The organism is Streptomyces sp. O3, assembly GCF_054788135.1.
The window spans coordinates 39,761-54,045 of the sequence record NZ_JBTVYK010000019.1 but is presented as its reverse complement, the minus strand read 5'-3'; the positions used below and the strand labels follow the sequence as shown (position 1 = coordinate 54,045).

General features: G+C 70.9%; 6 protein-coding genes and 1 pseudogene. 4 read left to right on the top strand and 3 right to left on the bottom strand.

The window, feature by feature from the left end; genetic code table 11:
* Positions 1–75: 75 nt before the first annotated feature.
* Both ACX6XY_RS12095 and ACX6XY_RS12090 read right to left on the bottom strand, forming a co-directional pair.
* On the bottom strand, positions 76–4,398 hold the full coding sequence (locus ACX6XY_RS12095) for a LamG-like jellyroll fold domain-containing protein (RefSeq protein ID WP_460329183.1): 4,323 nt from the start codon (positions 4,396–4,398) through the stop codon (positions 76–78).
* A gap of 257 nt (positions 4,399–4,655) precedes the next feature.
* Positions 4,656–5,825 (bottom strand): steroid 3-ketoacyl-CoA thiolase, encoded by a 1,170-nt coding sequence (locus tag ACX6XY_RS12090; RefSeq protein WP_460329180.1) that lies wholly within the window; start codon positions 5,823–5,825, stop codon positions 4,656–4,658.
* Between the two features lie 225 nt (positions 5,826–6,050).
* On the opposite strand from ACX6XY_RS12090, the gene ACX6XY_RS12085 reads away from it, so the two are divergent.
* Complete coding sequence (locus ACX6XY_RS12085) at positions 6,051–7,331, top strand: cytochrome P450 (protein WP_460329178.1); 1,281 nt, start codon at positions 6,051–6,053, stop codon at positions 7,329–7,331.
* Between the two features lie 122 nt (positions 7,332–7,453).
* Here the strand turns inward: ACX6XY_RS12085 and ACX6XY_RS12080 are convergent, their stop codons facing one another.
* Positions 7,454–8,782, bottom strand: coding sequence for a peptidoglycan-binding domain-containing protein (locus tag ACX6XY_RS12080; protein WP_460329175.1), 1,329 nt, complete (start codon positions 8,780–8,782; stop codon positions 7,454–7,456).
* 227 nt (positions 8,783–9,009) lie between these two features.
* Between ACX6XY_RS12080 and ACX6XY_RS12075 the strand changes: the two are divergent.
* The 3 genes and pseudogenes from ACX6XY_RS12075 to ACX6XY_RS12065 form a co-directional block, all read left to right on the top strand.
* Positions 9,010–11,022 (top strand): annotated as a pseudogene (locus tag ACX6XY_RS12075) (DHA2 family efflux MFS transporter permease subunit); the annotation flags it as partial.
* Between the two features lie 73 nt (positions 11,023–11,095).
* Positions 11,096–12,088, top strand: coding sequence for a LacI family DNA-binding transcriptional regulator (locus ACX6XY_RS12070; protein ID WP_460329289.1), 993 nt, complete (start codon positions 11,096–11,098; stop codon positions 12,086–12,088).
* A 369-nt stretch (positions 12,089–12,457) separates the two neighbouring features.
* Positions 12,458–14,203: a carbohydrate-binding module family 20 domain-containing protein gene (locus tag ACX6XY_RS12065; protein WP_460329173.1), complete on the top strand. Its 1,746-nt coding sequence runs from the start codon at positions 12,458–12,460 to the stop codon at positions 14,201–14,203.
* The last annotated feature ends 82 nt before the right edge of the window (positions 14,204–14,285 follow it).

Here is a 14,285-nt window from a genome sequence, read left to right as displayed (position 1 = left end):
TAGGAACTTCAAGCTGCAGATGGGCCTGCGGTGGGTGTGCGCAGCCGTCGACCTGCGCACACCCACCGAGCGGCTTCAGACGCTGGGTACCTCGGTGGGAAAGTCAAACCATGCGCCAGCCAGTTGTTCGACCTGGGCTTCGGTCAACGCCCCCTGGAACACCCACACGTCATCGATCGAACCGGGGAAGTGCTCGCCCCAGGTTCCGTCGGTCTTGGCGCGGCCGACCTGCAGGGACTTGGTGGCCTTGAAGGACAGGATGTTCTCGCCCCAGGAGAACCGGTCCTCGCAGCTCGTCTCGTCGGCACGGCCGTCACCATCCGCGTCCGTGCACGCGACCTCCTGGAGCAGCCCGTTGACATACAGCCGGGCCTGCCTGGCGAAGCCGTCGTAGACCAATGTCAGGTGGTTCCACTCCCGCGCGTCCTCGAACGCGTTGTTTGCGACCCGTGATACCGCCGGGGAGGTTCCGTCCCTGTCGGGTATGGCCAGCTCCCAGCGGCCGCGCCCCTCCACACCGGGCACAGCGGGTACGTAGCGGACGTTGAACGCGCTCTGGCTCGTCCCCTCCGCGCTCACCAGGGACACCCCGCCCTCCGGCATCGCGGCCGCGCGGGCCCAAGCGGTGACGGTGAAGCTGGTGCTGGTGTCCAGGGGTACGCCGGTGGTGGCCGCGTAGCTGTCAGAGCCGTTGAGGAGCAGACCGTTGTCGCCAATGAACGCGCCGTCGAAGCCGACCTCGGCCCCGCCGTGCAAGGTCATGTCCGTGCCTCCGGCCGACGCGTCCGGGGAGGTCCCGGTCGTGCCCTGGCTGGCTTCGTCGAACTTCCAGCGGCCCTTGACCAGTGGGCGCTGGCGGAACATCTGCAGCGCTTCCTCGTCGGACACCGGGCGCTCGAACAGGCGCACCTCGTCGATGGTTCCGGGGAAGTAGTCGACGTACTTGCCGGTCCAGATGACTCGGCCGACCTGTACCGGGCCGTTGGCCTCCCAGGTCTTGCGGGCCGTGTCGGTGCCCTGCAGTATCCCGTTGACGTACAGCCGGATCTGCTGGGCGGGGGCGTCGTAGACGGCCACCAGATGGGCCCACTCGCCGGGCCGGGCGGGTTGTCTGGCCACGATCCGCTGCTCGCGGATGTTGCCCTTCTCGACGTCCTCCAGCGAGGTGCGCAGACTCCAGGCGTTCTCCCCTGCCTCGTAGGACAGGTAGAACGGGCTGTAGTAGGTGCCGCTCTGGCTGACCACGGTGCGGTTGCCGGTGACCGGCTCGGTGGGCAGCTTCGCCCAGGCCGACACCGTGTACGAGCGGGCCGTGTTCAGTACCGGGCGGTCGGTGGCCGCGTAGCCGCTCGTCCCGTCCAGGGACAGGGCCGCACCCGCGACGCCGGGCGCGCCGCTGTTCGCGCCGCCGTGCAGGGTCAGCGGCTGCTCACGGGACGCTCCGGTCACCTCGGTGGCGCCCGCCTGCTCGTCCAGCGGGAATACGACGCGTTCCGGACGCCCGCTGGTCAGGTCCTGGCCCTGGTGCAGCCGGGTCGCCTCGGCATTGGTGACCGCCCGGTCGAAGATCCGCACGTCGTCGACCGTGCCGGGGAAGAAGGCCATACGGGTCCCGTTGTAGGTGCCGGCGCCCAGTTGAAAGCCCCGGCGGGACTTCCACGCGGTGGTGTACGGGGTGGAACCCGCCAGCTGGCCGTTCACGTACAGCCGCAACTCCTTGGCCTTGTCGTCGTACACGCCCACCAGATGGCTCCACTCGCCCGCCTTGGCGTCACCTGGCTGTGCTCCCTTGGCCACTGCGATGGGGGCCCCGGACTTGTCCGCGGTGTACTGGTTGAACACCCAGCGGTCGGCCCACGCCGAGTAGTACAGCTCGAAGCCCGGCGTGTGGTTGCCCGGCTGGGCCGCGATGATCGCCGCCTTCTCCGGCATCCGGTCGAGCCGGGCCCAGGCCGCGACGGAGAAGCTGTCCGAGGTGTCCACGATGGTGATGTCGGAGGTCGCGTAGCCGGACGTGCCGTCGAAGCGGAGTCCGGTGCCCTTCTTGCCCTCGGCGCCGAGGGTGGCGCCGCCGTGCAGCCGCACCGTGCGCGGCGGCGTCGTGCCCGCGGCCGTGGTGGCCCCGGCGGGCTCGTTCAACTGCCAGCTGGCCCGGTCCGGCTGTCCGGCCTTGACACGGAACTGGTAGGTGCGTACTTCGGAGGCGTTGCCCGCCTGGTCGAACGCCTGGGCGGTGACGAAGTTCAGGCCCGGCTTCGCGGGCAGCAGCTGTACCGTCCTGGCCGCACCGCCACTGGTGGTCGCCTCCCGCGACGCGGACGGGTCGGTGTTGAACCCGTAGCGGTAGCGCACCGTGTCGGTGGAGGCCGAGTCGAGTGAGAACGTGCCGTACTGGCCCACTCCGTCGTACCAGGGGTCGTTCGGGTCCTCCGGGTCGGAGGCCGGGTAGTCGCCCGAGGAGACCGCCGGAGCCTTCGGGACGCTCGTGTCGTACACGAAGTAGCAGGCCGTGGGGTCGCCCGCGTACGACCACGGCGAGTACTGCGCCCCGTCATAGGACCGCACATACCAGTGCGCCGTCTTGTTCGCCGGAACCGACGGCAGCGAGACCGCGAAGTTCGACCCGGACTTCTTGGCCGAGGTCAGCGACGGCTTCCAGCGGGCGATCAGGCCCTTGCCGTCGCCGGAGTCCCACTTCGCCTGGAACTGCACCCGGACGCTGTCCCCGTCCGGGTCGGTGACGTTGTTCGCGTAGATCTTGCCCAGGGTGCGCACCCGCGCCTTGTCACCGGGCTTCTTGCAGGTACCGCCGTACTCCATCGTCAGCTGCGACATCTTCACCTGCGGCGGCGGACGGTTGTACTTCACCCGCAAAAACGCCTTGTCCGAGAACCGCTTCCAGCCGTACTTGTCAGTCTCGGTCGTGGCCCGCATCCCGAACGTCATCGTGGACCACCTGCCGTTCGCGGCCTCCTGCACCGCGGACTTCACATTGAACTCCGCGTCCTTGGCCGCACAGCCGGTGTAACCGTACGCGAACGACTTCGTCGCCAGCTTCTTGATCCAGAACCCGGACGCGCTCTGCGAGTTCCACGTCGTCTTGTCCGAGATGCCCTTGGTGCGCCACAGCTGCACCTCACGCTTGGTGCACGAAGCCGAGTGCACATTGCGCACCACGAACTCCGCCGACAGGATCGTCCGGCCCGCGAACTTCGACGTCGGAATCCGGTAGAACAGCCGCTTGGTGTCACGCGGCGCGCAGTAAGACCAGCCGCAGTAGCCCAGACCCGCGTTCGACTTGCCGTTGAACTTCCACTGCGGGGACGACGCCCAGTACTTCGACGCCATCGTCCACGCCGACGCCCGAGGCGAATACCACTGCGGGTCGATGAACACCGGGTAGGTGGTGTCCTTGCCCCTCAGGAGCTCCTGATCCGGCTTCAGGACCAATTCGTCACCGGCGGCGGGCAACTCCACCTCCACCGGCGCCAGCCTGCCCGACTCGCCCGCACCCGGCTCCGCCGGGTCCTCGGTGGCAGCGGGACCCTCCGCGGCGAGCCCGGCCGTGCGCGCCGAGGCCGTACCCGTCGAGGCCGTACGGGCCGCAGACGTACGGGCCTGCGGCGCGTCCGCGGCCGCCCCGGACGCCGCCTCGCCGCCGTCGCTGGAGTCCCACATCATCGGCTTCGGCGCCTCGAAGACCGTGCCCCTGGCACCCTCGTCGACCGCCTCCAGGCCACCGCCGGCGCTCTCCCGGACGTCCATGCCGTCCGCCTTCAGCCGCAGCCGAAGCTCCTTCAACTCCCTGCTCGCCGCCGCCTTCGCCGACTTCACCACAAGAATCTGCGTGAAACCGTCCTCCTGCGCGCCCATCCGCAGGTCCACGCCCGGCAGCACATCCGGATACGTCGCCGTCGCGCCGTCCACCTTCGGCGCGGGCAGCCTGCCCGGCCACGACAGCGCCAACTCCCGCCCGGCCTTGGACATCCGCACCAACGGCGCGTCATCCCCGCCGCCGGAGAACTCCAGCCCGACCGTGGTCGCCTTCGGCGCGACCGCACCGCCCGACGCCTTCGCCAGATCCGTGTCGACCGGCTTCCACTCACCGCCGACCCGCGCCCACACCGGACGCAGATACTCCCGCGCCTCCAAATCCCCCTCGGGCGTGACGAACACCTCGCTGCTCTCCCCACGCAGCGAAGCCACCTCCACCGGCTGACCGGTCCGCTTCGCCTTCGCCCGCGCCGCGTCCTCCGACAACGGTCCATCGGGCTCATCGGCCTCGTCGGTCTCATCCGAAGCCGCCGCCTCCGCGGCGTCTCGCGCGGCCGATGACTGTGCCGCCGACGCGGCGTCCGCCCCCGGCAGCACCCCCACGACCAGCACAGCACTCAACACAGAAGCCAAAGCCCCCGCGACCCCACGCATACGCGTGTGCGCCCCCACCCGTTACACCCCACCCACGACATGAAGATTCTCTAAAGAAACGGAACGCCTCACTCGAACATGAGGTGAATCCGCAGTCCAGAGCAGCGAAACCGATATTCCGGACTCGCTCCCGCTCTATCGAGTGGCGGTCATCACATTTAGGCAGGGTTGTACACCGATCAGACTCGATCCGGTTACGGTGAGATTACAGCCCGTCAGGGCGTCTGTCAGAGCCGCTGGATGATCGTGCCCGTCGCCAGTGCGCCGCCCGCGCACATCGTGATCAGGGCGAACTCCTTGTCCCGGCGTTCCAGTTCGTGCAGGGCGGTGGTGATCAGGCGGGCGCCGGTGGCGCCTACCGGGTGGCCGAGTGCGATGGCGCCGCCGTTGACGTTCACCTTGGCCAGGTCCTGTTCGAAGACCTGGGCCCAGCTGAGCACCACCGACGCGAAGGCCTCGTTGATCTCGACGAGGTCGATGTCCTTCAGGGACATCCCGGCCTTGCCGAGGACCGCTCGGGTCGCGTCGACGGGCCCGTCCAGGTGGTAGCGGGGGTTCGCGCCGACCAGGGCCTGGGCGACGATGCGGGCGCGGGGCTTGAGCCGGAGCGCGCGGGCCATCCGCTTGGAGGCCCACATCAGAGCCGCCGCGCCGTCCGAGATCTGCGAGGAGTTGCCCGCGGTGTGGACGGCGGTCGGCATGACCGGCTTCAGGCCCGCGAGGGCTTCCATCGAGGTGTCGCGCAGACCCTCGTCGCGGTCGACGAGCCGCCACATGCCCTGCCCGGCGGCCTGTTCGTCCTCGGTGGTGGGCACTTGGACGGCGAACGTCTCGCGCTTGAAGCGCTCCTCGGCCCAGGCGGTCGCGGCGCGCTCCTGGGAGATGAGTCCGAGCGAGTCGACGTTCTCGCGGGTCAGCGAGCGGTTGCGGGCGATGCGCTCGGCGGCCTCGAACTGGTTGGGCAGGTCGACGTTCCACTCGTCCGGGAACGGCTTGCCCGGACCGTGCTTGGAGCCGCTGCCCAGCGGCACCCGCGACATGGCCTCCACTCCGCAGCTGATGCCGACGTCGATGACACCGCCCGCGATCATGTTGGCGACCATATGGCTGGCCTGCTGCGACGAACCGCACTGGCAGTCCACGGTGGTGGCGGCGGTCTCGTACGGCAGGCCCATGGCCAGCCACGCGTTGCGCGCCGGGTTCATGGACTGCTCGCCCGCGTGGGTCACGGTGCCGCTGACGATCTGCTCCACGCAGTCGGCGTGGATGGCGGTACGGGCGAGCAGCTCGCGGTAGGTCTCGCCGAGCAGGTAGGCCGGATGAAGGTTGGCGAGCGACCCTCCCCGCTTGCCGATGGGGGTGCGTACGGCTTCGACGATGACAGGCTCCGCAGCCACCAAAGGCCTCCCTCTTCCGCGGACCGCCGACCGAACACGTACGCGAACTAGTACGCGTTCTAGTTCTGCTTGCAGTCTCGCGAGCGGAACCCGCCCACCGCAAGGGTCTTGCACGGGCGAGCTGCGCAACAGATGCCGCCGCGAGCCTTGCCACTTGTAGAACCCGTTACTACCTTGCGGGCAACTTCTGATGGGCCGTCAGTCCCGCAGACCTTGGAGTCGCCCATGCCGCCCATGCCGCCCACTCCTTCTGTGCCGCCCACGTCCTGCCCCGCGCTGCCCGAAGGGTTCGACGCCACCGACCCCGATCTGCTGCAAAGCCGCGTCCCCTACCCGGAGTTCGCCGAGCTGCGCAGGACCGCCCCGGTGTGGTGGTGTCCGCAGCGGCGCGGCGTCACCGGGTTCGACGACGAGGGATACTGGGCCGTCACCCGGCACGAGGACGTCAAATACGTCTCCACGCACCCGGAGTTGTTCTCCTCCGCCACGAACACCGCGGTGATCCGCTTCAACGAGCACATCGGCCGTGAGCAGATCGACGCCCAGAAGCTGATCATGCTGAACATGGACCCGCCGGAGCACACCAGGGTCCGGCAGATCGTCCAGCGCGGCTTCACCCCGCGCGCCATACGCAACCTGGAGGACGCCCTGCGCGACCGGGCGGCGCGGATCGTCGACGAGGCGTTGCGGAACGCGGGCCCGGACGGCGGCTTCGACTTCGTCACCCGGATCGCGGTCGAGCTGCCCCTCCAGGCGATCGCCGAGCTGATCGGCGTCCCGCAGGAGGACCGGGCCCGGATCTTCGACTGGTCGAACAAGATGGTCGCCTACGACGACCCGGAGTACGCGATCACCGAGGAGGTCGGCGCCGAGGCGGCCATGGAGCTCATCGGGTACGCCATGAACATGGCTGCGGACCGCAAGAAGTGCCCGGCCGAGGACATCGTCAGCCTGCTGGTCGCCGCCGAAGGCGAGGGCAACCTGTCGTCCGACGAGTTCGGGTTCTTCGTGCTGCTGCTGGCCGTCGCGGGCAACGAGACCACGCGCAACGCCATCAGCCACGGGATGCACGCCTTCCTGACGCACCCCGGCCAGTGGGAGCTCTACCGGCGCGAGCGCCCGGAGACCGCCGCCGAGGAGATCGTGCGCTGGGCGACTCCGGTGACCGCCTTCCAGCGCACCGTCACACAGGACACCGAGGTGGGCGGCGTACGGGTCAGGGAGGGCGACCGGGTCGGCCTGTTCTACTCGTCCGCCAACAACGACACCGCCGTCTTCGACTCCCCGGAGACCTTCGACATCACCAGGGACCCGAACCCGCATCTCGGCTTCGGCGGCGGCGGTCCGCACTTCTGCCTGGGCAAGTCCCTGGCGGTCCAGGAGATCGACCTGATCTTCGACGCCCTCGCGGACGCGCTGCCCGACCTGCGGCTGGCGTCGGATCCGCGCCGTCTGCGGGCCTCCTGGCTGAACGGCATCAAGGAGCTGCGCGTCGCCCGCGCCTGACCGGCCGTGCCCGGCTCCGCGCCAGCCGTGCCCGGCCCTGCGGGCCAGGGAGGCGGGGGCGCGTCCCCCTCACGCCCCGCCCCCGCCTCCCTATACGGGTCCGTCAGCCGCGTACGGGTCCGTCAGCCGCTGGTCTCGCGCTCCAGGACGGCTCGGGTCGCCGGGCCGTAGACGCCCTGCGGGTCGCCGCTGACCTGGCGGGTGAGCTGGTAGTTGCGTACCGCGTCCTCCGTGGGCCGGTGGAAGGTGCCGTGCGCCTGATCGAAGTACAGCCCTGCCTGCCCCAGCCGCCGCTGCAACTCCCTGACCTCGGGCCCCTTGTCGCCGCGGCGCAGTACGGGCGCCTCCGGCGCGGGCTCCGCGGAGGCCGTCGGCTCCGGCTCCGGCTCCGGGTCCGGCTCCGGGTCCGGGTCCTGAGACGGGGCCTCGCGCGTGGCGGACGCCGACGCGGATACGGACGCCGACGCGGCCCGTGTCGGGGACGGGGCGGGCCCGGCGCTCGCGCTGGTCGACGCGGTCACGGACGCGGGCGGGGACGGGGACGGGGACGCCGACTCGGAGGGGGAGGGCTCCGCCGAGGGGGACGCCGACTCGGACGTCGAGGGGGACGCCGACACCGGGCTCGACGCCGACGGCCCGCCCGGCGCGGCCGAAGCCGACGCGCTGCTCGCCTGGTCGGGGAGGGCCATCCGGTCCGGCTCCGACTCCTGCTCCGAGGTCAGCAGTCCGCTGGCCCACCCGGTCACCGCGACCACCGCGACCACGGCCACCGCGACGGCGATCAGCCCCGCCCGCCGTCTCCGCGCGGGCCGCTCCGCCTCCGGGTACCCGGCGTGCCCGGCGTGCCCGTCGTATCCGTCGTGCCCGGCGCCGTCGGCCTCGGGCCCGAATCCCGGTGTGATGTCCGCGGCGGCGACCACGGCGGTGCCGTCCGGGCCGGTCTCCGGACCGGTCTCCGGGCCAGTGCCCAGTGCGGCATGTGCGCCGGAGGCGGCTTGGGCGGCGGTGCCCTCAGCGGCGGCGTCCACCGCCCGCAAGGAGACCGTGGCGGACCCGTCGGCGTATCCGGCGGCACCGGACCGGTCGGCGGACCCGTCGACAGACCCGGCGGCGGCCCCGGAGCCCTCCGCGCCGAACAGCCGCGGGTCCGCGGCAGGCGGACCCTCAGCCGACGCCCCCTCGGCAGGCGGCCCCCCGGCAGGCGAGGGCCCCGCCGTCGGCGGCTGCGCGGCGGCGGGGGCCACAGGGTGGCTGAAACGCGGCGGCGGGTTCGGGGCGGCCTGAGCCGACTCGGCGAGTTCGACGTACGGGCGCACCCGCAGCACGTCGAAATCGCCGGACGGCGCCGCGGCCTCCCCCGCGCCGGGACCCGTACAGGCGCAGGCCGGTGCGTCCCCGCCCCCGTCACCCCTGGGTCTACCGCCGCACTCAGGACACTCGTGTCCGCTCACGTTCCGGGTCCCTCCCTCGATTTTCCAGCGATTATGCAGACCCGGACCTGGCTGGTTAAGGCCCCTCCCCCTTACGCGAGGACATCCGACGGGCGTCCGGCAGGCGTCCGGCAGGCATCTGGTAGACACTCGACAGGCCATAACCGGACACACCACCCAGGATGGAAGGCAGACAGGGACGGCAGACAGGGACCCACGGGTCCGCGAGAGGCCTCCGGGAGGCGTCGATGCCCCAGGAAGTGAGCGGCCAGGCGGCCGCGCCGCAGACGGATCACTCCCGGCGCACCGTCTGGGTGTCGATCGGTGCGCTGCTGCTCGGCATGCTCATCGCGGCGCTCGACCAGACCATCGTGTCGACCGCCCTGCCGACCATCGTCAGCGACCTCGGCGGCATGCAGCACCTGTCCTGGGTCGTCACGGCCTATCTGCTGGCCTCGACCGCCGCCACCCCGCTGTGGGGCAAGCTCGGCGACCAGTACGGCCGCAAGAAGCTCTTCCAGATCGCGATCGTGATCTTCCTGATCGGCTCGGCGCTCTGCGGCCTCGCGCAGAACATGCCGCAGCTCATCGGCTTCCGCGCGCTCCAGGGCCTGGGCGGCGGCGGGCTGATCGTGCTGTCCATGGCGATCGTCGGCGATATCGTGCCGCCCCGCGAGCGCGGCAAGTACCAGGGGCTGTTCGGCGCCGTCTTCGGCGCGTCCAGCGTCCTGGGGCCGCTGCTCGGCGGGCTGTTCGTGGACCATCTCAGCTGGCGCTGGGTCTTCTACATCAACCTGCCGATCGGGGTGATCGCGCTCGCGGTGATCGCGGCGGTGCTGCACATCCCGGTTCGCACGTCCCGGCACACCATCGACTACCTCGGCACGTTCCTGATCGCCTCGGTGGCCACCTGCCTGGTACTGGTCGCCTCGCTCGGCGGCACCACCTGGGACTGGGGCTCGGTGCAGATCGTCGGGCTCGCGGTGCTGGGCGCGGTGCTGCTGGTCGTGTTCGTCTCCGTCGAACGGAGGGCGGCGGAGCCGGTGCTGCCGTTGAAGCTGTTCCGGATCCGCACCTTCGTGCTCGCGGCGGCGATCAGCTTCGTGATCGGCTTCGCGATGTTCGGCGCGATGACGTATCTGCCGACGTTCCTCCAGGTCGTGCAGGGTGTCTCGCCGACCATGTCCGGGGTGCACATGCTGCCGATGGTGCTCGGCATGCTGCTGTCGTCCGTGGTCTCCGGCCAGATCGTCAGCCGTACCGGCCGCTGGAAGGTCTTCCCCATCGCGGGCACGGCGGTCACCGCGGTGGGCCTGGTGCTTCTGCACCAGCTCACCGAGGACAGCTCCACCTTCCAGATGAGCGCCTTCTTCTTCGTCTTCGGGCTGGGGCTCGGCCTGGTGATGCAGGTCCTGGTGCTCATCGTGCAGAACGCGGTCCCGTACGAGGACCTGGGCGTCGCCACATCGGGCGCGACCTTCTTCCGGTCCATCGGCGCCTCGTTCGGCGTCGCGGTCTTCGGCACGATCTTCACCAGCCGCCTCGACGACAAGCTCCGCGCCGCCTTCGCCGGTCAGGACGTACCGCCGACGACCGTGCCGACGCTGGAGGCGGACCCGCAGGCCATCGCCCAGTTGCCGCCCGCGCTGCGCCCGTCTGCGGTGCACGCCTACGCGACCGCGATCACCGATGTCTTCCTGTACGCGGCCCCGGTCGTGCTGATCGCCTTCGTACTGGCCTGGCTGCTGCGCGAGGACAAGCTGCGCAGCGCCGTCACCGCCCCGGACATCAGCGAGACGCTGGCCAGCAACCCCGTCGAACGGTCGTCGCGAGACGAGGTGCTGCGCGCCCTGTCGGTGCTCGGCACCCGTGAGGGCCGCCGCGAGGTGTACGTGAAGACCACCGAGAAGGCGGGCTACGACCTGCTGCCCGCGTCCAGTTGGATGCTGCTGCGGATGCAGCGGGACGGCTCGATCGAACCGGCGCGGCTCGCCGAGGACACCACGGTGCCGCTGGCGGTCGTGACGGCCGCGGCCCGCCAGGTCGAGGAGCGGCACCTGGCCGACCGCACGGGCCTTGACCTGGTCCTCACCGAACAGGGCCGGGAGGCGGCCGGGAAGCTGTGCAAGGCCCGCGAGGAGTCGCTCGCGGAGCTGCTCGGCGACTGGTGGGGTCCGGACCGTCCCAGGGACCTGGTGAAGCTGGTCGAGGAGCTCAGCGCCGAGCTGAACGGCTCGGACGAGGAGCGCCCCCACGACGGCGTGGCGGGGGGCCCCCCCCCCCCCCCCGGGGGCCCCCGGCGCCCCCCCCCCCGCCCCCCCGCGGCTCGCGGACATCGCGGCCCAGGCCGCGGTCAGCGAGGCCACCGTCAGCCGGGTGCTCAACGGCAAGGCGGGCGTCGCGGCCGGCACCCGGCACCGGGTGCTGGCCGCGCTCGACGTGCTCGGCTACGAGCGGCCCACCCGGCTGCGGCAGCGCAGCGCGGGCCTGATCGGCCTGGTCATCCCGGAGCTCACCAACCCGATCTTCCCGGCCTTCGCCCAGGTCATCGAACAGGTCCTGGCCGGACACGGCTACACACCCGTGCTGTGCACTCACCATCCCGGCGGCGCCACCGAGGACGAACTGGTCGAGCAACTGGAGGCCCGCGGCGTCACCGGCGTCATCTTCCTCTCCGGCCTGCACGCCGACACCACGTCCGACCCCGCCCGCTACCGCGAACTGGCCGCGCGCGGCGTCCCGTTCATCCTCATCAACGGCTACAACGAGGACATCAAGGCGACCTTCGTGTCGCCCGACGACCAGGCCGCGGTCCAGATGGCCGTACGCCACCTCTCCGACCTGGGCCACGAACGCGTCGGCCTCGCCGTCGGCCCGTCCCGCTATGTGCCGTCCCGCCGCAAGGCCGAGGGCTTCACCCAGGCCCTGAAGGCGACCTTCGGAAGCACCACGCACCCCGAACCCCTGATCCGCCACACCCTGTTCAGCGTCGAGGGCGGCCACGCGGCCGCGGGCGCGCTTCTCGACCAGGGCTGTACGGGGATCATCTGCGGCAGCGACCTGATGGCGCTCGGCGTCGTACGCGCGGTCCGCGAACGGGGACTCGACGTGCCCCGTGACGTCTCGGTGGTCGGCTACGACGACTCCCAGCTGATCGCCTTCACCGACCCGCCGCTCACCACCGTGCGCCAGCCGGTCCGCGCGATGGCCACCGCGGCGGTCGGCGCGCTCCTGGAGGAGATCCACGGAAACCCGGTCCAGCGCACCGAATTCGTCTTCCAGCCGGAACTGGTCGTACGCGGCTCGACCGGGGCGGTACGCGGCTGACGCGGCGGGGTCTGATGTCGGGTGGCGGCCTCCTGCGGGCCGCCGCCTGTGGCTCACCGGGCCGACCGGCCGGGCGCGTAGGGTCCGGCAGCACGGCCGGGGCCCTCGGCCGGTCGGGCCGGAGTGTGGTTGAACGTAACACCACTGAAAGTGCTTGCGGAAGAGTTTGCGGGCCTCTGGTTCCCGCGTTTCCGGGAGATGACGAGAGTGTGTGCGGAGGGTTGACCGGGGCGTGGCGGGATCGTACGGTCACGTCCGCAAGAACTTTCTGAGAACTTGCAGCAAGAAATCCCCACAGGCCTTACGGGCATGGCGCGTTGCCGGACGAGGCTGCATCGTCCCGCACTTCCCCCCACCGCTGGAGGAAACATGGCCCCCAGAGCCCCCAGAGCCCCCAGAGCCCCCAGAGCCCGAAGAGCCCGCAGGTCCCTCGCCGCCGCGCTCGCCCTCGTGGCGGGCGCCGCGGCCGCGGTCGTCGCACCGGCGGGCGCCGCGCAGGCGGCCCCGCCCGGCGAGAAGGACGTCACCGCCGTCCTGTTCGAGCAGACCTTCGACTCGGTGGCCACGGCGTGCACCGACACGCTCGGGCCGGCCGGGTACGGCTATGTCCAGGTGTCGCCGCCCCAGGAGCGTATCCAGGGCCCGCAGTGGTGGACCGCGTACCAGCCGGTCAGCCACCGGATCGCCGGTCCGCTCGGCGACCGGGCCGCCTTCACGGCCATGATCGACGCCTGCCACGGCGCGGGCGTCAAGGTGGTCGTGGACTCGGTCATCAACCACATGTCGGCCGGTTCCGGGACCGGCACCGGCGGCTCCTCGTACACGAAGTACGACTATCCGGGGCTCTACTCGGGCGCCGACATGGACGACTGCCGGTCCGAGGTCAGCGACTACCGGGACCGGGCCAACGTCCAGAACTGCGAACTGGTCGGGCTCGCCGACCTGGACACCGGCGAGGGGTACGTCCGCGACACCATCGCCGCGTATCTGAACGACCTGCTCTCGCTCGGCGTCGACGGCTTCCGGATCGACGCGGCCAAGCACATGCCCGCCGACGACCTCGCCGCCGTCAAGGCGAAGCTGAGCGACCCGGACGCGTACTGGAAGCAGGAGGCCATCCACGGCGCGGGCGAGGCCGTCTCACCCGACGAATACCTCGGCAACGGCGACGTCCAGGAGTTCCGCTACGCCCGCGGCCTCAAGCAGACCTTCAACGGCGGAAGCCTCGCCCACCTGAGTAACTTCGGCGAGGGCTGGGGCTTCATGGAGTCCGGCAAGTCCGCCGTCTTCGTCGACAACCACGACACCGAGCGGGTCGGCGACACCCTCAACTACAAGGACGGCGCGAACTACACCCTCGCCAACGTCTTCATGCTGGCCTGGCCGTACGGCTCCCCGGACGTCCACTCCGGCTACGAGTTCAGCGACAAGGACGCCGGAGCGCCGAACGGCGGCCGGGTGAACGCCTGCTACCAGGACGGCTGGACCTGCCAGTACGCCTGGCGCGAGATCTCCTCGATGGTCGGCTTCCGGAACGCGGCGCGCGGTCAGGGCGTCACGGACTGGTGGGACAACGGCGGCGACCAGATCGCCTTCGGCCGCGGCGACAAGGCGTACGTCGCCATCAACCACGAGGGCTCCGCGCTGACCCGCACCTTCCAGACCTCGCTGCCCGCGGGCGACTACTGCGACGTCCAGAGCGGCAACGGCGTCACGGTCGACGGCTCCGGCCGGTTCACGGCCACGCTGGGGAGCAACACCGCCGTCGCCCTGCACGCCGACGCCAGGAACTGCGAGGGCGGCGAGACCCCGCCCCCCGGTGACACGGGCGCGTCCTTCAATGTCGAGGCCACCACCGAGTGGGGCCAGAACATCCACGTCACCGGCGACCTGCCCGAGCTCGGCGACTGGGACCCCGCGAACGCCCCCAAGCTGGACCCGGCGAGCTACCCCGTCTGGAAGCTCGACGTGCCGCTGCCCGCCGGTACGTCGTTCGCGTACAAGTACGTCCGCGTGGACGCCGACGGCAACGTGACCTGGGAGAGCGGCGACAACCGCACCGCCACCGTCCCGTCCGACGGCATGGTCACCCTGAACGACACCTTCCGCGGCTGACCCGCGCCCAGGGCCGCCCCACGCTCCCCCGTGGGGCGGCCCGGCCTGCCGCCGTACCCCCCGTACGTACCCTCGTAAGGAG

Bases quoted from the DNA above. Each gene is read 5' to 3' on its own strand.
- ACX6XY_RS12085 (WP_460329178.1), top strand. From the start codon at position 6,051: ATGCCGCCCATGCCGCCCACTCCTTCTGTGCCGCCCACGTCCTGCCCC.
- ACX6XY_RS12065 (WP_460329173.1), top strand. From the start codon at position 12,458: ATGGCCCCCAGAGCCCCCAGAGCCCCCAGAGCCCCCAGAGCCCGAAGA.